16 protein-coding genes are annotated in these 18,178 nt (G+C 72.7%); 14 read left to right on the top strand and 2 right to left on the bottom strand.

Features of this window, described 5'->3' with window-relative positions:
* The 10 genes from infB to ACFPZN_RS48380 all read left to right on the top strand — a co-directional run.
* The coding region (infB, locus tag ACFPZN_RS48335) for a translation initiation factor IF-2 (RefSeq protein ID WP_378290532.1) at positions 1–2,314 on the top strand (2,314 nt) is incomplete at its 5' end.
* 230 nt (positions 2,315–2,544) lie between these two features.
* On the top strand, positions 2,545–2,853 hold the full coding sequence (locus ACFPZN_RS48340; protein WP_378290534.1) for a DUF503 domain-containing protein: 309 nt from the start codon (positions 2,545–2,547) through the stop codon (positions 2,851–2,853).
* Between the two features lie 39 nt (positions 2,854–2,892).
* Positions 2,893–3,372 carry a 30S ribosome-binding factor RbfA gene (gene rbfA, locus ACFPZN_RS48345; RefSeq protein ID WP_378290536.1) on the top strand — a complete coding sequence of 160 codons (480 nt, stop codon included), beginning with the start codon at positions 2,893–2,895 and terminating at the stop codon, positions 3,370–3,372.
* Positions 3,369–4,679: a DHH family phosphoesterase gene (locus tag ACFPZN_RS48350; protein WP_378290538.1), complete on the top strand. Its 1,311-nt coding sequence runs from the start codon at positions 3,369–3,371 to the stop codon at positions 4,677–4,679. Before rbfA ends, ACFPZN_RS48350 begins: the two co-directional genes overlap by 4 nt.
* Positions 4,676–5,557, top strand: a complete 882-nt coding sequence (truB, locus tag ACFPZN_RS48355) for a tRNA pseudouridine(55) synthase TruB (RefSeq protein ID WP_378290540.1) — start codon at positions 4,676–4,678, stop codon at positions 5,555–5,557. The genes ACFPZN_RS48350 and truB overlap by 4 nt, the downstream gene beginning before the upstream one ends.
* A 127-nt stretch (positions 5,558–5,684) precedes the next feature.
* The gene (gene trhA / locus ACFPZN_RS48360; protein WP_378290542.1) at positions 5,685–6,452 is read left to right on the top strand and encodes a PAQR family membrane homeostasis protein TrhA; all 768 of its coding nucleotides are present in this window, start codon (positions 5,685–5,687) and stop codon (positions 6,450–6,452) included.
* 155 nt (positions 6,453–6,607) lie between these two features.
* Entirely contained in the window at positions 6,608–7,549 is a 942-nt protein-coding gene (locus ACFPZN_RS48365) for a bifunctional riboflavin kinase/FAD synthetase (protein WP_378290581.1), read from the top strand.
* Positions 7,550–7,774: 225 nt separating this feature from the next.
* The gene (gene rpsO, locus ACFPZN_RS48370) at positions 7,775–8,044 is read left to right on the top strand and encodes a 30S ribosomal protein S15 (protein WP_344598213.1); all 270 of its coding nucleotides are present in this window, start codon (positions 7,775–7,777) and stop codon (positions 8,042–8,044) included.
* A gap of 639 nt (positions 8,045–8,683) precedes the next feature.
* Entirely contained in the window at positions 8,684–10,996 is a 2,313-nt protein-coding gene (locus ACFPZN_RS48375; protein ID WP_378290583.1) for a polyribonucleotide nucleotidyltransferase, read from the top strand.
* Positions 10,997–11,408: 412 nt separating this feature from the next.
* Entirely contained in the window at positions 11,409–12,734 is a 1,326-nt protein-coding gene (locus tag ACFPZN_RS48380; protein ID WP_378290545.1) for a M16 family metallopeptidase, read from the top strand.
* A 430-nt stretch (positions 12,735–13,164) separates the two neighbouring features.
* Here ACFPZN_RS48380 and ACFPZN_RS48385 read toward each other — a convergent pair whose 3' ends face one another.
* Positions 13,165–14,244, bottom strand: coding sequence for an AI-2E family transporter (locus tag ACFPZN_RS48385; protein WP_378290547.1), 1,080 nt, complete (start codon positions 14,242–14,244; stop codon positions 13,165–13,167).
* A 117-nt stretch (positions 14,245–14,361) separates the two neighbouring features.
* Here ACFPZN_RS48385 and dapB point away from each other — a divergent pair, with 117 nt between their 5' ends.
* From dapB to ACFPZN_RS48400, 3 genes are read left to right on the top strand one after another with little or no spacing between them, the layout of a single operon-like run.
* Entirely contained in the window at positions 14,362–15,102 is a 741-nt protein-coding gene (dapB, locus tag ACFPZN_RS48390) for a 4-hydroxy-tetrahydrodipicolinate reductase (RefSeq protein WP_378290549.1), read from the top strand.
* The gene (locus tag ACFPZN_RS48395) at positions 15,099–15,689 is read left to right on the top strand and encodes a transglutaminase-like domain-containing protein (RefSeq protein WP_378290551.1); all 591 of its coding nucleotides are present in this window, start codon (positions 15,099–15,101) and stop codon (positions 15,687–15,689) included. The genes dapB and ACFPZN_RS48395 overlap by 4 nt, the downstream gene beginning before the upstream one ends.
* Before the next feature lie 27 nt (positions 15,690–15,716).
* Positions 15,717–16,562 (top strand): SCO6745 family protein, encoded by an 846-nt coding sequence (locus ACFPZN_RS48400; protein WP_378290553.1) that lies wholly within the window; start codon positions 15,717–15,719, stop codon positions 16,560–16,562.
* 10 nt (positions 16,563–16,572) lie between these two features.
* Here ACFPZN_RS48400 and modA read toward each other — a convergent pair whose 3' ends face one another.
* The gene (gene modA / locus ACFPZN_RS48405) at positions 16,573–17,346 is read right to left on the bottom strand and encodes a molybdate ABC transporter substrate-binding protein (protein ID WP_378290555.1); all 774 of its coding nucleotides are present in this window, start codon (positions 17,344–17,346) and stop codon (positions 16,573–16,575) included.
* 111 nt (positions 17,347–17,457) lie between these two features.
* Here modA and ACFPZN_RS48410 point away from each other — a divergent pair, with 111 nt between their 5' ends.
* The gene (locus ACFPZN_RS48410; protein ID WP_464041794.1) at positions 17,458–18,147 is read left to right on the top strand and encodes a uracil-DNA glycosylase; all 690 of its coding nucleotides are present in this window, start codon (positions 17,458–17,460) and stop codon (positions 18,145–18,147) included.
* Positions 18,148–18,178 lie beyond the last annotated feature (31 nt).

Below are 18,178 nucleotides of genomic sequence, written 5' to 3' on the forward strand. Positions count from 1 at the left end.
CTCCGCCGGCGACCGCCGAGGCGGCCCGCGCCCGTCCGGCGGTCCGCGCACCGGCGCCCCGGGCGCCGGCGGCCCGCGGCCCAGCCCGGGCAACATGCCGCCGCGTCCAGGGGGAGGCCCGCGGCCGAGCCCGATGAACATGCCGTCCTCGCGGCCCTCCGCCCCCGGGCGGAGCGGCGGTCCCGGCGGTGGCGGCGGTGGCCGTCCCGGTGGCGGCGGTGGCCGTCCGGGCGGTGGCGGTGGCGGCGGTCGTCCCGGTGGCGGCGGTCGTCCCGGCGGCGGTGGCGGCGGCTTCGGCGGCCCGCGTCCCGGTGGCGGCGGTCGTCCGGGTGGCGGCGGCGGCTTCGGCGGTCCCCGTCCCGGTGGCGGCGGTCGCGGCCGCGGCGGCACGCAGGGCGCGTTCGGACGCCCCGGAGGCCGTCCGGCCCGCGGGCGCAAGTCCAAGAAGCAGCGGCGTCAAGAGTTCGACAACATGCAGGCGCCGGCGATCGGCGGCGTCCAGGCCCCGCGCGGCAACGGCAAGGTCATCCGCCTGCCGCAGGGCGCCACGCTGACCGACTTCGCCGAGAAGATCGGGGCGAACCCGGCCTCGCTGGTCCAGATCATGATGCACCTGGGCAAGATGGTCACCGCCACCCAGTCGGTGGAGCAGGACGACCTCCTGGCCCTCGGGCTCGAGCTGGACTTCGACGTCCAGGTCGTCAGCGCGGAGGACGAGGACCGCGAGCTGCTCGAGTCGTTCGACATCGAGTACGGCGAGGACGACGGCGGCGAGGACCACCTGCAGCCGCGTCCGCCGGTCGTGACCGTCATGGGTCACGTCGACCACGGTAAGACCAAGCTGCTGGACGCGATCCGCAACGCCAACGTCCAGGCGGGCGAGGCCGGCGGGATCACCCAGCACATCGGCGCCTACCAGGTGCAGACCGAGGTCGACGGCGAGGAGCGCAAGATCACCTTCATCGACACCCCGGGTCACGAGGCGTTCACCGCCATGCGTGCCCGCGGTGCCGACACCACCGACCTGGTGGTGCTGGTGGTCGCCGCCGACGACGGCGTCAAGCCGCAGACCACCGAGGCGATCGACCACGCCACGGCGGCCGGGGTGCCGATCGTCGTCGCGGTCAACAAGATCGATGTGGAGGGCGCGGATCCGCAGCGGGTGCGGGCCCAGCTCACCGAGTACGGCCTGATCGCCGAGGAGTTCGGCGGCCAGACCCAGTTCGTCGACGTCTCCGCCCGCCAGGGCATCAACATCGACGGGCTGCTCGAGGCGGTCATCCTGACCGCCGACGCCGAGCTGGAGCTCAAGGCCAACCCGGACATGCCCGCCCAGGGCTCGGCCATCGAGGCCAACCTCGACCGGGGCCGCGGCGCCGTGGCGACCGTGCTGGTGCAGCGCGGCACGCTGCGGGTCGGCGACTCGATCGTCTGCGGCGTGGCCTACGGCCGCGTCCGGGCGATGCTCGACGAGAACGGCAACAACGTCGAGGAGGCGACACCCTCGCGTCCGGTGCTGGTGCTCGGCCTCACCGCCGTGCCCGGCGCGGGTGACAACTTCCTGGTCGTCGACGACGACCGGGTCGCCCGGCAGATCGCCGACAAGCGGGTCGCCCGCAAGCGCAACGCCGAGCTTCTCAAGAGCCGCAAGAGCAGCTCCCTCGAAGAGCTGTTCAAGGACCTGGAGAAGGGCGAGCGGCAGGAACTGCTGCTCATCCTCAAGGGCGACGTGTCCGGTTCGGTGGAGGCGCTGGAGGACTCGCTGTCGAAGATCGACGTCGGCGACGAGGTCAACCTGCGGGTCATCCGCCGCGGCGTCGGCGCGATCACGCAGGACGACGTCAACCTGTCGCTGGCCTCCGACGGCGCGGTCATCATCGGCTTCAACGTGCGGCCCGAGCGCAACGCGCAGGAGCTGGCCGACCGCGAGGGCGTGGACATCCGCTACTACTCGGTCATCTACCAGGCGATCGAGGAGGTCGAGGCGGCCCTCAAGGGCATGCTGAAGCCGGAGTTCGAGGAGGTCCAGCTGGGCACCGCGGAGATCCGCGAGATCTTCAAGGTGCCGCGGATCGGCAACGTGGCCGGTTCGATGGTCACCTCCGGGATCATCCAGCGCAACGCCAAGGCCCGGCTGGTCCGCGACGGGGTCGTGGTGTCCGACAACCTCACCGTGTCGTCCCTGCGCCGCTTCAAGGACGACGCCACCGAGGTCCGCGAGGGCTTCGAGTGCGGTATCGGCGTCGGCTACAACGACATCAAGCTCGGCGACACCATCGAGTGCTTCGAGATGCGGGAGAAGCCCCGCGACTGAGGCACCGCGTCGAGCGGTACGCCGTAGTACGCGCGCACGGCGTCAGGGCGGGTCTCCCGTCCTGGCGCCGTGTCGCGTCGGCGGCGTCCTGGCGCCGCCGCCCGGCGCCGCCCGGACCCGGCCGCGCCAGCGTCCCGGCCCGCGAGGCCGCCCCCCGTGTGCGTCCCGCCACGCGGGGCACGGGAACACCCCGGGCCCCGTCCGTCGTTCCACTCCAACAGAAACCCGAGGTGATCCACCAGGTGTACGTGGGTGCGCTGACACTCGATCTGCTCTTGGGGGACGTCCGGTCGCTGAAGCAGAAGCGCTCGGTCGTCCGCCCCGTCATCGCCGAGGTCCGCAAGCGGTTCCCGGGCGTGGCCGTCGCCGAGACCGGCGCCACCGACCTGCACCGCCGCGCGGAGATCGGGGTGGCGGTCGTGTCGGCGACCGCCGGCAACTGCACCGAGGTGCTGGACCAGTGCGAGCGGCTGGTGGCCGGTCGCCCCGAGATCGAGCTGCTGTCGGCACGGCGGCGGCTCTACAACGGCGAGGATTGACAACCCCCTCGCGACGACCCATGGAAAGGGAGTGCGATCATGGTGGACGCAGCTCGCGCGCGTAAGCTCGCCGACCGCATCCAGCAGATCGTGGCGGAGATGCTGGAGCGGCGGATCAAGGACCCCCGGCTCGGGTTCGTCACCGTGACGGACGCCCGCATCACCAACGACCTGCGCGACGCCACCGTCTACTACACGGTGTACGGGTCTGACAGCGAGCGGGCCGAGACCGCCGCCGCCCTGGAGAGCGCCAAGGGCGTGATCCGCACGGAGGTCGGGCGCAAGACCGGTGTCCGGCACACCCCGAGCCTCACCTTCGTCGCCGACTCCGTGGCGCAGAACGCCGCCCACATCGACGACCTGCTCGCCCAGGCGCGGGCCAGGGACGCCGAGGTCGCCAAGGCCGCGCAGGGGGCCGTCCACGCCGGCGACGCCAACCCCTACCGGGCGGACGAGGACGGCGATGTCGACGAAACCGGCGACGACGAGGGCGGCGAAGCGGGACACTCGTCATCGTGAGTGAACCGGTGGCGGGGGGCGCGCGGACACCGGGCGCCGTCTGGACCAGCGACCACGAGGCCCCCGCACCGGCGTGGGGCCTGCCCGCCGCGGCGTGGGGAGCCGCGTCCGAGCACGTGGACCATTCGCTGCGTTCGGCGGCCGGGCCCGCACCGCGCCTCCCCGACGAGCTGAGCGTCCTGATCGCACCCGAGCGCGCCGTCCTGGTCCGGGCGGAGGCCGCGGCCGGGCCCGCCGGCGGGCCCGGAGGCCCCGTACCCGGCGTTTCCGGCCTCCGCGCCGGTTCCGGAGGGCCGGGCGGCCGGCGCGGTCCGGGGGACGTCGGCCCCGGGCTCGACTGGGACCGCGCCGTCGAGCTCATCCAGGCCGCCGACGAGATCGTCCTGGCCTGCCACATCGCCCCCGACGGCGACGCGCTCGGCTCGATGCTGGCTCTGGGCCAGGCACTGCGGGCCCTGGGCAAGCGCTGCGTCGCCTCGTTCGGCGAGCCGTTCACGATCCCGGCCAGCCTGCGCTTCCTGCCCGGCCAGGAACTGCTGGTGGAACCGTTCCGGGTGCCGGAGCGGCCGGAGGTCATGGTCACCCTGGACGCGGCGGGCGTGGAACGCCTCGGGTCCCTGGCCGGGCCGGCCTCCGCCGCCTCCGCGCTGATCGTGGTCGACCACCACGCGTCCAACACCGGCTTCGGCGCGGTGCGCCTCGTCGACCCCGACGCCGCCGCCACCGCCGTGCTGGTGGACGAGCTGATCGGCCGGCTCGGCGTCCCGCTGTCCCGCGACATCGCCCAGGGCCTGTACGCGGGGCTGGCCAGCGACACCGGTTCGTTCAAGTACCCCTGCACCACCCCGCAGGTGCACGACCTGGCGGGGCGCCTGCTGGCCGCCGGGGTGCGCCCCGAGGCGGTGAGCCGCGAGCTGTGGGACCGTGCCCCGTTCGGCTACCTGATGGTGCTGGCGGGCGCCCTGGCCCGGGCCCGTCTGGAACGTGACGCCGCGGGCGGCCTCGGCCTGGTCTGGACGACCATCGGCCGCGCCGACCGCGACAGCCGCGGTGTCCCGTACGACCAGCTGGAGGGCGTCATCGACCAGCTCCGCCGTACCGACGAGGCCGAGGTCGCGGTGGTCTGCAAGCAGAACGACCAGGGCGACTGGTACGTCTCGACCCGGTCCAAGGGCCGCGTCGACGTGGGCCGCGCCTGCGTGGCCCTCGGCGGCGGCGGCCACCGCACCGCGGCGGCGTTCACCCTCCACGGCGAGCCCGCCGCCATCATCGACCGCCTGAGGAACGCACTGAGGGACGCGGCATGACCGAGAAGGCGGGCTCCGGGCTGGTGATCGTGGACAAGCCGGCGGAGTGGACCTCGCACGACGTGGTGGGGAAGCTGCGGCGGCTGGCGCGGACCCGGCGGGTGGGGCACGCGGGCACGCTGGACCCGATGGCGACCGGGGTGCTGGTGATCGGGGTGGAGAAGGCGACCCGGCTGCTCGGCCATCTGGCGCTGACCGAGAAGGGGTACGACGCCACGATCCGGCTCGGGCAGTCCACCAACACCGACGACGCCGAGGGCGAGATCACGGCGACCGCGTCGGCGGCGGGCGTGGCCGATGCGGCGCTGGAGGCGGGGATCGCCGCGCTGACCGGGGAGATCCGGCAGGTGCCGCCGCAGGTCAGCGCGATCAAGGTGAACGGCGAGCGGGCGTACAAGATGGCCCGCAAGGGCGAGCGGGTGGCGCTGGAGGCGCGGCCGGTGACGGTGCGCTCGTTCACGGTGACGGACGTGCGCCGGGACGGCGACGTCATCGACGTGGACGCCTCGATCGCGTGCTCGTCGGGCACCTACATCCGGGCGCTGGCCCGCGATCTGGGCGCCGCGCTGGGCACCGGCGGGCATCTGACGTACCTGCGCAGGACCAGGGTGGGCCCGTACGACCTCGGCATGGCGCGGACGATCGAGCAGCTCTCCGAGAAGCTGGAGGTCCTCCCGATGGGGGAGGCGGTGTCGGAGGCGTTCCCGCGCCGCGAGGTCGACGCCGACGACGCGCGCAAGGTCATGCACGGGGGGCGGCTTCCGGCGGTCGGGCTCGGTCCGGGGCCGGTGGGCGTGTTCGCGCCCGACGGGACGCTGCTGGCACTGGTGGAGGAGCAGGGCGGGGCGGCCAAGCCGCTGGCGGTCTTCGTCCCCTGACCCGCGTCGTCCCGCGTCGCCCCAGGTCGGGCCGCGGTGATGAGGCTCACGTGCGGCGGCACCTCCCACGGCAACCTACGGTCGCGTAACCTACGGATGCGTAGGTTAGTGAGCGAGGAGGTTGCCCGTGGCCACATCGCGCCACCGCCCGTCCACGGCGTCCCCGTCGACGACCGACTCCCCGCCGCGGCCCGGCAGTCCGCCGGTGGTGCGCGCCACGCGGCCGCCGGGGCACGGCGCGGCGGCGGGCGGCGTTCCGTCCCCGACCAGGCCCCGGCTGCGCGGCTGGCTGCATCTGGGCGCGTTCCCCGCCGTGCTGGTGGCCGGGCTCGTGCTCGTCGCGCTCGGCCCCACCCTCCAGGCGCGGCTGGCGTCGGCGGTGTACGTGGCGGCCTCGGGCCTGCTGTTCGGGATCTCGGGGACCTACCACCGGCAGCGCTCCACCCGGCTCATCGAACTGCTGCGCCGCTTCGACCACGCCAACATCTACCTGATCATCGCCGGGACGTACACGCCGTTCGCCGTGGTGGCCCTGGACGGCGCCACCCGCGTCGGGGTGCTGGCCGTCGTCTGGACGGGCGCGGTCGCCGGTGTGATCTTCCGTACCACGTGGGTGGGCGCGCCGCGCTGGCTGTACGTGACCCTCTACATCGCCCTGGGATGGGTCGCGGTGTTCTTCATGCCGCAGTTCCTCGAGGGCGCGGGGATCGCGGCCTGCGTGCTCGTCGCCGCCGGCGGGATCGCCTACAGCGTGGGCGGTGTGGTGTACGGCCTGCGCCGTCCCGACCCCTCGCCGAGCTGGTTCGGCTTCCACGAGGTCTTCCACGCGTGCACGCTGGCGGCCTACGTCCTGCAGTACGTGGCGGTGTCGCTGGTCGTCTACCAGTCCGCCTGAGGGTGGGAGGGGCTACCGGTGGGTAGAATTCGCCAGCGGGAGCCCCTCGGTCATCTCTCTTCCGGCCGCATGGCACTCTTTAAGTCGACAGCAAGGCCTTCGGGCGACGGCAGACCGGCACAGGCCGGCAGGCAGGTCAACGCAGGGAGAGCATGGTGCGGCGCTGGCACGGCCTCGAGGAGGTACCCGCCGACTGGGGCAGGTCGGTCGTCACGATCGGCGTGTTCGACGGCGTGCACCGCGGTCATCAGCGGATCGTCCGCGCCGCCGCCGAGCTGGCCCGCGAGCGCGGCCTGCGGTCGGTGGTGATCACCTTCGACCCGCATCCGGACGAGGTGGTCAGGCCCGGTACCCACCCGCCCCTGCTGACCACGACCCGCCGCCGGATCGGGCTGCTGGAGGGCCTCGGCACCGAGGCGGTCGCGGTGGTCCCGTTCACGCTGGAGCTGTCGAAGGTGCCGCCGGACGAGTTCGTCCAGTCGGTCCTGGTGGAGCGGCTGCACGCGGCGCACGTGATCGTCGGGGAGGACTTCCGGTTCGGCCACCGGGCCAAGGGCGACGTGCCGCTGCTGACCGAGCTGGGCGACAAGTACGACTTCACCGTGGCGGGCATGCCGCTGGTGGCCAACGGCGACACGATCTCCTCCACCTACATCCGCGAGCGGCTGGAGGCCGGCGCGGTCGAGGACGCCGCCGGCGCGCTGGGCCGTCCCCACCGGGTGGAGGGCGTGGTGGTGCGCGGGCACCAGCGGGGCAGGGCGCTCGGCTTCCCCACCGCCAACCTGGAGACGATGCCGCACACCGCGATCCCGGCCGACGGGGTGTACGCGGGCTGGCTGGTCTGCGACTCCGACCGCTACCCGGGCTTCCACTGGCCCGCCGCGATCTCCATCGGCACCAACCCCACCTTCGAGGGGGAGGAGCGGACGGTGGAGGCGTACGCGCTGGACCGCGACGACCTCGACCTGTACGGCGAGCACATGGCGGTCGACTTCCAGGCCAGGATCCGGGACACGCTCAAATTCGACTCGATCGACGCGCTGATCGAGGAGATGCACCGCGACGTGGACCGGGCCCGCGAGATCACCTCCGCCTGACCGCGGCCCCGGCCTGGCGAAAGGCGGCGAACGCCCTGATCAGGGCGGGTTCGTCGGCGCGGACGGGTCGTGCGCCGGGCATGGTACGGTGAAGAGTCGCCGGGAAAGGTCCCGGCGCGGTGAGCTGCACCCTCATGCGGCCCGCCACGATCTTCCCACGCACCATGCGGACCGACGCGCCGACCAGGCCCGATCTGCGGGTGACGATTCCATCGAAGGAGCCACGTGTCGCTCGACACCGCCACCAAGAACAAGATCATCGCCGAGTACGCGACCACTGAGGGTGACACCGGATCCCCGGAGGTCCAGGTCGCGCTGCTGACCCGGCGGATCAACGACCTGACCGAGCACCTCAAGGAGCACAAGCACGACCACCACAGCCGCCGCGGTCTGCTGCTGCTGGTCGGCCGTCGTCGCCAGCTCCTGAAGTACCTGAGCAACAAGGACATCAACCGCTACCGGCAGCTGATCGAGCGGCTCGGCCTGCGGCGATAGCGTGACAAGGGAGCGGCCCGGTGCCGCTCCCTTCCTGTATCGGCCCGGAACGCCCGTCGCGGCGCCGCGTCCCAGCCCGTCCGAGCCGGGACGCATCGCGTCCCCGGCCCGGGAAGTCGGCTCCGAGGGCGCGGCGGCACTGGCCGTGACGGCCCCATCGGCCGTAGGGTCTGAAGAGACCCACCGCCGCGGGCGGCCGGGAAGCCGTCGTGCACGGCGGCCCCGGCGCGGTTCCGCGCGGCGGAGGGCGTAGAAACGCCGGTTCACGGGAATGCGTGACCGCAAGGAGCACCGCCGGAGCGCCGGTACGGCCCCGGGCCCGATTCACGGCCCCGAGACGGCCGTCCGCATCGGCGACGGGCCATCGGTCACCGGTTCCGATCCACCGCGGTCGGAGGCCGTGACCGGTCACCGGGAGGCGCCGACCGGCCGCCGCCCGTACAACTGGACAAGCAAGCCCCGCGGACACCGCCCTGGTGCGGCCGGTCCTCGGTAGTGGCCTCCGGATCCCGTCCCGCCCCGGCGGGGGGCCGATCCGGGCGCTTCGATCGAAGACCGGCACTGCGCGAAGCCACGGGAGAAGACCGCGGGGAGACGACCGAAACCTGAGGAGGTTTCCCCGTGTCAGATGCCGTGCGCATCGACGGTGCGCAGAGCACCGAAGCAGTGATCGACAACGGTGCCTTCGGCACCCGGACCATCCGGTTCGAGACCGGCCGGCTGGCCCGCCAGGCCGCCGGGTCCGCCGTCGCCTACCTCGACGACGAGACGATGGTGCTGTCGGCCACCACCGCGTCCAAGAAGCCCAAGGACAACCTGGACTTCTTCCCGCTCACCGTGGACGTCGAGGAGCGGATGTACGCGGCCGGCCGCATCCCCGGCTCGTTCTTCCGCCGCGAGGGCCGGCCGTCCGAGGACGCGATCCTCACCTGCCGGCTGATCGACCGGCCGCTGCGCCCGTCGTTCACCAAGGGGCTGCGCAACGAGATCCAGGTCGTCGAGACGATCCTGGCGCTGCACCCCGACCACCTGTACGACGTCGTGGCGATCAACGCCGCGTCGATGTCCACCCAGCTGGCCGGGCTGCCGTTCTCCGGCCCGATCGGCGGCGTCCGGGTGGCGCTGATCGACGGCCAGTGGATCGGCTTCCCGACCCACCCCGAGCTCGAGCGGGCCACCTTCGACATGGTCGTCGCGGGCCGGGTGCTCGAGGACGGCGATGTCGCGATCATGATGGTGGAGGCCGAGTCCACCCGCGACACCATCCGCCTGGTCGGCGACGGCGCCGTGGCCCCGACCGAGGAGACGGTCGCGCAGGGCCTGGAGGCCGCCAAGCCGTTCATCCAGGCGCTGTGCAAGGCGCAGAGCGAACTGGCCGCCGTCGCGGCCAAGCCGACCGCCGAGTACCCGCTGTTCCCCGAGTACACCGACGAGGTCCTGGAGGCCGTGACCGCCACCGTCTCGGCCGAGCTGGCCGAGGCGCTGACGATCGCGGGCAAGCAGGAGCGCGAGTCCCGGCTGGACGAGATCAAGGCGGCCGCCGCCGAGAAGCTGGCCGCCGACTTCGAGGGCCGGGAGAAGGAGGTCTCCGCGGCGTTCCGCGCGGTGACCAAGAAGCTGGTGCGCGAGCGCGTCATCCGCGACGGGCTGCGGATCGACGGCCGCGGCGTCAAGGACATCCGGCAGCTGACCGCCGAGGCGCACGTGGTGCCGCGGGTGCACGGGTCGGCGCTGTTCGAGCGGGGCGAGACCCAGATCATGGGCATCACCACGCTGAACATGCTCCGGATGGAGCAGATGATCGACACGCTCAACCCCGAGCGCACCAAGCGCTACATGCACAACTACAACTTCCCGCCGTACTCCACCGGTGAGACCGGCCGGGTCGGCTCGCCCAAGCGCCGCGAGATCGGGCACGGCGCGCTGGCCGAGCGGGCGCTGATCCCGGTGCTCCCGACCCGCGAGGAGTTCCCGTACGCGATCCGGCAGGTGTCGGAGGCGCTGAGCTCCAACGGCTCCACGTCGATGGGCTCGGTCTGCGCGTCCACCATGTCGCTGCTGGACGCGGGCGTGCCGCTCAAGCAGATGGTGGCGGGCATCGCGATGGGCCTGATCCACGAGGGCGGCGAGTACGCCACGCTGACCGACATCCTCGGCGCCGAGGACGCCTTCGGCGACATGGACTTCAAGGTCGCCGGCACCCGCGACCTGATCACCGCGCTGCAGCTGGACACCAAGCTCGACGGCATCCCCGCCTCGGTGCTGGCCGCCGCGCTGAAGCAGGCCAAGGGCGCCCGGCTGGCGATCCTGGACGTGATGGCCGAGGCGATCGAGGCTCCGGCCGAGATGAGCGAGTTCGCGCCGCGGATCATCACCATCAAGGTCCCGGTCGACAAGATCGGCGAGGTCATCGGCCCCAAGGGCAAGATGATCAACTCGATCCAGGACGACACCGGCGCCGACATCACCATCGAGGACGACGGCACCATCTACGTCGGCGCCACCGACGGCCCGTCCGCCGAGGCCGCGCGGCAGGCGATCAACGCGATCGCCAACCCGCACATGCCCGAGGTCGGCGAGCGCTACCTGGGCACCGTCGTCAAGACCACCACGTTCGGCGCGTTCGTGTCGCTGCTGCCCGGCAAGGACGGCCTGCTGCACGTCTCGCAGATCCGCAAGCTGCACGGCGGCGCCCGGATCGAGAACGTGGACGACGTCATCTCGGTCGGCGAGAAGATCCAGGTCGAGGTCACCGAGATCGACCAGCGCGGCAAGCTCTCGCTGGTCCCGGTCGAGGTGGTGGAGCGCGAGGCCGCCGCCAAGGAGGACGGCGGCGACGGCGCCGCGCCGGCCGACGAGGGCGACGGCGAGGGCGAGTCCGGCGAGCGCCGCGCTCCGCGCCGCCGCCGCACCCGCCGCACCGGCGACGACGCCACCCAGCGCAACTCCTGAGCAAGACCGACGACCGGCCGACCGGCCTGCCCCACGGGGCAGCCCGCTCGGCCGCATTCGTACACCCCGACCGAGAATCCGCCCCGCCTGGACGTCCCGGAGCCCGCCTGACTCACCACACGGCGATGCCCCGAGCCGGGTGAACCGGCTGTGCCCGGCTCGGGTCCGGGCGGATACGGCGGCTCGGGTGCCTATGACTTGGTGCGCAGGCAGACGTTGCCCGACTTGGGGTGTGGGCCGAGTGTGCCTGACTCGGGATGTGGGCCGGTGCGCCCGGCAGGGGAGCGGCTGGGGTCTCCGGGCGCGAGATTCGCGGTGGGTCTGGCAACCTGGGAACGCAGGCGAAGGTGGCCGTGAGACCGGCTCGTCGTTCGTTTCGCGTTCTGTTCGTTCGATGATGGAGAGGTCACCAGTGACGCTGCCGGCCAGGGTGCAGGAGCCCGGGACCACACAGACCGTCCACCCCGGCGAGGCCGGTGCCGGAGCGGTGCGGCGCACCGTGCTCCCCGGCGGGCTCCGGGTGATCACCGAGTCGATGCCGACCGTGCGGTCGGCCGCGTTCGGGATCTGGGCGGGGATCGGCTCCCGGGACGAGTCCCCGGCGGACGCGGGGGCCAGCCACTACCTGGAGCACGTGCTGTTCAAGGGCACCCGGCGGCGGTCCGCGCTGGAGATCTCCGCGGCGATCGACGCGGTCGGCGGCGACCTCAACGCCTTCACCGCCAAGGAGTACACCTGCTACTACGCGCGGGTGCTGGACGACGACCTGCCGCTGGCCGCGGACGTGGTGTCGGACATGGTGGCCTCGTCGGTCAACCGCCCCGAGGACGTCGAGGCCGAGCGCGGCGTGATCCTCGAAGAGATCCACATGCGCGACGACGACCCCGGCGACCTGATCCACGACGAGTTCTCCATCGCGCTGTACGGGGACGCGCCGCTGGGACGGCCCATCCTCGGCACGGTCGAGTCGATCAACGCGCTGACCCGCGACCGGATCCACGGGTACTACACGCGGCACTACGTCCCCCAGAACCTGGTCGTGGCGGTCGCCGGCAACATCGACCACGACGAGGTGGTCCGGCTGGTGACCCGGGCGTTCGAGGACCGGCTCGGCGGCGACGACGTCCCCGCCGCGCCGCGGATCGACGGGGACCCGGTGCCCGCGGCGCCGTCCGTGCGGGTCCTGGACAAGGACACCGAGCAGGCGCACGTGATCCTGGGCGGTGTCGGCGTCTCCCGCACCGATGAACGCCGGTTCGCCCTGGGCGTCCTCAACGCGGCCCTGGGCGGGGGCATGTCCTCCCGGCTGTTCCAGGAGATCCGCGAGAAGCGGGGGCTGGCCTACTCGGTCTACAGCTACACCTCCCAGTACGCCGACACGGGCGTCTTCGGCGTCTATGCGGGCTGCCAGCCGGGCAAGGTCGACGAGGTGCTGTCGATCTGCCGGGACGAGATCGCCCGCATCGCCGACCAGGGCATCGAGGGCGAGGAGCTGGACCGCGGCAAGGGCCAGCTGCGCGGCGCGATGGTGCTGGGCCTGGAGGACAGCGGGTCGCGGATGAGCCGCATCGGCAAGAGCGAGCTGGTGTACGAGTCGTACCTCCCGATCGAGGAGGTCCTGGGCCGCATCGAGGCCGTGACCCCCGACGACATCCGTGCCGTCGCCCAGAGCGTCCTGGCGGCGCCCCAGGCCCTGACGGTCATCGGCCCCTTCGGAGACCGCGACTTCACCCTCTGACCCTCCCTCCCGGGGCCCGGCCTCCCGGGACCCCCTGCTTCGGAGGACTGGCCTTCGGTGCCTCTCCCTCCCGGAGGCTGGCCTCCCGGAGGCCCGGGCTTCCCGGCCTCCCCGGAGCCCGGGGGCTCGGCGTTGCGGGATTCCGGGCCTCCTCGGGCTTCCCGGTGTCCCCGGAGCCTGGGGGCTCGGCGTTCTGAGATTCCCGGTCTTCTCGGGCTTCCCGGCCTCTCCAGGGCCTGGGGACTTGGCGTTGCGGGCTCCCGGCTTTCTTGGTTCCAAGGGCCTTGGCGTTCCGGGGCCTCGCGGCGTCCCGGCCCTGACGGTCATCGCCGTTCGGAGACCGCGACTTCGCTCCCTGGTCGTCGCCTACGGGGGCTGGACTCCGGGGCTCGGGCCGCTCGGCGTTCGGGTGATGTTTCGCGGTGTCGGGTCATGGCTCGGTGGCCTCTTTGGGGGTGTGTTTTTGGCGTTTGGGGGGCTTGTCGAGGGCGGAGGTCAGTAGGCCGTCCAGCCAGCGCTTGCGGGGGTCCAGGTCGATCAGGAGGGCGCGGGCCAGGGTGGTGAGGGGGACGGCGAGGATGGCGCCCAGGGGGCCCAGGACCCACGACCACAGGATCAGGGAGATGGACACCAGGGTGAAGGAGAGGCCGACGGCGGTGCCGAAGAACTTGGGCTGGACGAGCGACTGCAGCACGAAGTTGATGACGCTGTACGCGACGATGATCCAGATCATGGTGCCGAGGCCGCCGGTGAGCAGGCCGAGCACGGCGGGCGGGACGAGGCCGACGACGAAGCCGATGTTGGGGATGTAGTTGGTGAGGAAGGCCAGCAGCCCCCACAGCAGCGGCAGCGGGACCGCGAACAGGTACAGGACCACGGTGTCGAGCACGGCCACGACGGCGCCGAAGACGGTGCTGACGATCAGGTAGCGGCCGGTGTCGCGGGCGAAGCCGCGCAGCGCGCCGACCAGGGCCGGGTGGCTGGTGGCCAGGCGCTCCAGCTGGCGGACGGTGCCGGTGGCGTCGATGCACATGCCGAACAGCATCAGCACGATCAGCAGGAGCGCGGACGAGGCGCTGAGCAGCCCGGCCAGGAAGCCCTCGACGAAGGTGAACAGCTGGCCGGGGTCGAGCCGGGAGACGGCCTGGCCGAGCTTGTGGTGGTCGACGCCGTACCGGGCGAGGGCGCGGGTGGCGGAGGCGAGGAGCTCGTTGAACTGGTCGGTGTAGGCGGGCAGCAGGGCGGCGAGCTGGGCGACGGAGACGGCCAGTGCGGCGCCCAGTGCCAGCAGCAGCGCGATCACGGTGGCGAGGGGCACGGAGACGCAGACCCAGAAGGGGGCGCCGCGCCGGTCGAGCCAGGCGCGCAGCGGGTTGACCGCGATCACCAGGACCAGCGCCAGGAAGACCGGGCCGACGATCGAGGAGGCCGCTTTCAGCCCGGCCATGATGACCACGGCGGCGGCCGAGCCGACCAGGATCACCAGGGCGGGCGAGCGGGGCGTTTCCACGTTTCACCTCCTTGATCTCACTCAGGGCAACAGTAGCGTTACGCTCTGACAGAAGCGCCGTCGGGCGGTCGTCCCGCAGCGCGATAAGCTGCCCGGACGCCGGATCGGGAGGAACGTGTGATCAAGGTTGGGGTGCTGGGCGCGCGCGGCCGGATGGGCGCCGAGGTGTGCCGGGCCGTGGAGGCCGCCGACGACATGGAGCTGGTCGCCGCCGTCGACCAGGGCGACCCGCGGGACGCCCTCACCGGCGCCGGAGTCGTGGTCGACTTCACCCATCCCGGCGTGGTCATGGACAACCTCCGCTGGTGTGTCGAGCACGGGCTGCACGCCGTCGTGGGCACCAGCGGGTTCGATCCCGCCCGGCTGGACGCGGTGCGCGGGTGGCAGGCCGGGGCCGCCGGCGGCAACGTGCTGATCGCGCCCAACTTCGGCATCGGCGCGGTGCTGATGATGCACTTCGCGGAGAAGGCGGCGCCGTTCTTCGAGTCGGTCGAGGTCGTCGAGCTGCACCACCCGCAGAAGGTGGACGCGCCGTCGGGCACCGCGTACCGCACCGCCGAGCTGATCGCGGCGGCGCGCGCCGAGGCCGGGGTGCCGCGTTCCCCGGACGCCACCACCACGGAGCTGGACGGCGCGCGGGGCACCGACGTGGACGGGGTGCGGGTCCACGCCGTCCGGCTGTCCGGCCTGATCGCCCACCAGGAGGTGCTGCTGGGCGGGCACGGCGAGGTGTTCACCATCCGGCACGACTCGATGAACCGCGAGTCGTTCATGCCGGGCGTGCTGCTGGGCGTGCGGAGGGTCGCCGGGCTGCCCGACCGGCTCACGGTCGGCGTCGAGTCGCTGCTGGGACTGTGACGCCGCTGGAGTTCGCCGCCGAGCCGTGGGACTACCTCGGCGAGAGCGAGGCGGTCGACCTGGAGCACGAGCTGGTGCAGGCGACGGCGTCGGAGTTGCGCACCGGTGACGACATCGCGTACGCGCGGGCGGCGTTCGAGCTGGTCCGTGACCGGATCACGCATTCGGTGGACGCGGGCGACCGGCGCGTCACCTGGCGGGCGTCGGACGTGCTGCGGGAGGGCACGGGTCTGTGCTACGCCAAGGCGCACGCGTTCGTGGCGCTGCTGCGCGCGGGCGGCATCCAGGCGGGGTTCTGCTACCAGCGGCTGCGCGCGGGCGAGGGCTTCGTCCTGCACGGGCTGGCCGCGGCGCTGATCGACGACCGGTGGGTGCGGCTCGACCCGCGCGGCAACAAGCCCGGCATCGACGTGGAGTTCTCCGCCGAGGAGGACAGGCTCGCGTTCACGCCCGATCCGGCGCTGGGGGAATCCGACTACCGGACGGTGTACGCCGATCCGCATCCGGCCGTCCTGGACGTCCTGAAGGCCCACGACGACTGCGTGCGCCTGTGCGAGACCGGTGAGCTCCCGTCCGCGGAGCTGTGATCGACGCTCTGCGGCAGAATGCCCCGCATGGACGATTCGTACGCGCGGACGCTCTGGACGGTCATCGAGCCGGTGCACGTGGTCACCTACTTCTCGGCCGAGTGCCTCCAGGCGCACAAGGACGTGGGCCTGAAGGGCTTCTGGATGGGGTACTTCGGGGGCCGCGCGGCTCCCATGGGGGCGGCGTCGGCCGGTGTGGTGGACGCGACGTTCTACGTGTTCGAGCCGGAACGGGTCCGCCGGGCCGTCCCGGACGCGTGGTCGTACGCCTCTCCCGAGGACATCCTGCGTTCGCGCGAGGCGGCCGCGGCCGCGGCCCTGCGCAGGCACGCCCCCATCGTGGACGAGATCGCGCCCAAGGCCGTCCCGCTGCTCCGCCGTGTGGCGGAGGCGGCCGATGCGCCGGGGCGCCCGCTGTTCTGTGCGAACCGTGACCTGCCCGTGCCGGACGACGACGTCGCGGCGCTCTGGCTGGCCACGACCGTGCTGCGGGAGCACCGCGGGGAGGGCCACCTGATGCTCCTCACGGCGGAGGGTCTGGACGGCCCGGAGGCGAGCGTGCTGTCCCTGGCCGTGGCCGGCGACTCCATCGACAAGCTCACCGTGACCCGCGGATGGTCGGCGGAGCGGCTGCGGGCGGCCGTCGCCGCGCTCGCCGGGCGTGGGCTGCTGAACGCCGACGGCACGGCCACCGAGGAGGGGCGCGTGTTCCGGCGGCGGATCGAGGAGCGCACCGACGCGCTCGCCGCACCGCCCTACCGCGTGCTGGACGAGCCGGAGGAGCTGTTCGCGCTGCTGGAGCCGGTCGCTCGCGCCGTGGCCGCCTCCGGGGACGTCCCGTTTCCCAACCCGATCGGCCTGCCCAGGCCCTGATCCGGCCCGCTCAGGGCTGGGGGGTGACGAAGCCGTACTTGTTGAAGAGCCTGCGGGCGGCGGGGGTGGTCAGCCAGGCGACGAACGACGCCGCCTCCTTCCCGTGGCCGCTGTCGTCGACCGCCGCCGCCAGGTAGGTGGCGGTGACGTTCTCCAGCGCGGCGATCGGCACGCTGCTCGCGGCCACTCCCGCCGCCCGCAGATCGGTGATGTAGACGAGCCCGGCGTCGGCCTGGCCGGTGCGGACCCGGTCCAGGACGGCGCGCACGCTGATCTCCTCCGAGGAGGGCCGCACGGTGATGCCCGCGCCCGCGAAGATCTGCCGCGCGTACGCCCCGGCCGGGTTGGTCGCCGCCGCGATCGCGACCCGCAGCCCGGGCCTGCCCAGGTCGCGCAGTCCCCGGACGCGGCGCGGGTTGCCCGGGCCGACCGCGATCGTCATCGAGTTGTGCGCGATGATGCGGCGGCGGCCGGTGAGGTGGTCGTCGGCCTTGTTCATGGTCTTCTCGTCCGCCGTCACCAGCACGTCGCCGTTCTTGGGCTCCGAGAGCCGTTGGGCCATCTCCTGGGAGCCGCCGAAGAGGAATCTGACCTGGACGCCGCGGTGCTCCTGCGTGTAGGCGAGCCCGAGTTCCTGCAGCGCCTCCTGCGTGGACGAGGCCGCCAGCACGGTGAGCGTCGCGCCGTCGGAGGCGCCGCGGCAGCCGGCCGCGACCGAGCCGGCGACGAGGAGGGACAGCACGGCGCATGCGGCGGCACGCCGCCGCAGGGGGGAGTCCGGCATATGTCCAGATCTTAGGGTCGGGACGGTTCTGCTCCGGTGATTCGGCGCGAGCGTGTCAGTGGCCGCCGCTAGGGTTCCGGTAGCCGAACTCATCGTCCCCGGAGGCCCCCCGTGTCCCTCGACCTCATGGAACTTCTGCCCGCCGACTGGCGGGAGCGGCTCGATCCGCTCGTCGACCCGCTGGGCGTCGCGGCGCTCGGCTCGTTCGTCGCCCAGGAGTACGAGGAGCAGACGGTCTTCCCGCCGCGGGAGGACCTCTTCAACGCGTTCCGGCACTGCCCCTACGACCGGGCGCGCGTGCTCATTCTCGGCCAGGACCCCTACCACGGGCCGGGCCAGGCGCACGGGTTGAGCTTCAGCGTCCGCGACGGGGTGAAGCCACCGCCCTCGCTGCGCAACATGTACAAGGAGCTGGCGAGCGACCTGGAGGTGCCGGTGGCCAAGACCGGCGACCTCACCTGCTGGGCCGACCAGGGCGTGCTGATGCTGAACGCGGTGCTGACGGTGCGGGCGAGCGAGGCCGGGTCGCACGCGGGCAAGGGCTGGGAGGACTTCACCGACGCCGCCATCCGCGCGCTGAACGACAAGCGCGAGCGGGTGGTGTTCGTGCTCTGGGGGGCCTATGCCCGCAAGAAGGCCAAGCTGATCACCGGCGAGCAGCACGTGGTGCACGAGTCGGCGCACCCGAGCCCGCTGAGCGCCAAGAAGTTCTTCGGCACGCGCCCGTTCAGCGCCGTCAACAAGGCCCTGGCGGACGCCGGCCAGCCCGAGATCGACTGGGCCGTCGTCCCCCGCTCCTGACCGGTCCCCGGTCCCCGCCGGGCCCTCGGCG

It is taken from the genome of Actinomadura rugatobispora, assembly GCF_042656285.1.
Lineage (GTDB): Bacteria > Actinomycetota > Actinomycetes > Streptosporangiales > Streptosporangiaceae > Spirillospora > Spirillospora rugatobispora.

Bases quoted from the DNA above. Each gene is read 5' to 3' on its own strand.
- rbfA (WP_378290536.1), top strand. From the start codon at position 2,893: ATGGTGGACGCAGCTCGCGCGCGTAAGCTCGCCGACCGCATCCAGCAG.
- truB (WP_378290540.1), top strand. From the start codon at position 4,676: ATGACCGAGAAGGCGGGCTCCGGGCTGGTGATCGTGGACAAGCCGGCG.
- ACFPZN_RS48400 (WP_378290553.1), top strand. From the start codon at position 15,717: ATGGACGATTCGTACGCGCGGACGCTCTGGACGGTCATCGAGCCGGTG.
- modA (WP_378290555.1), bottom strand. From the start codon at position 17,346: ATGCCGGACTCCCCCCTGCGGCGGCGTGCCGCCGCATGCGCCGTGCTG.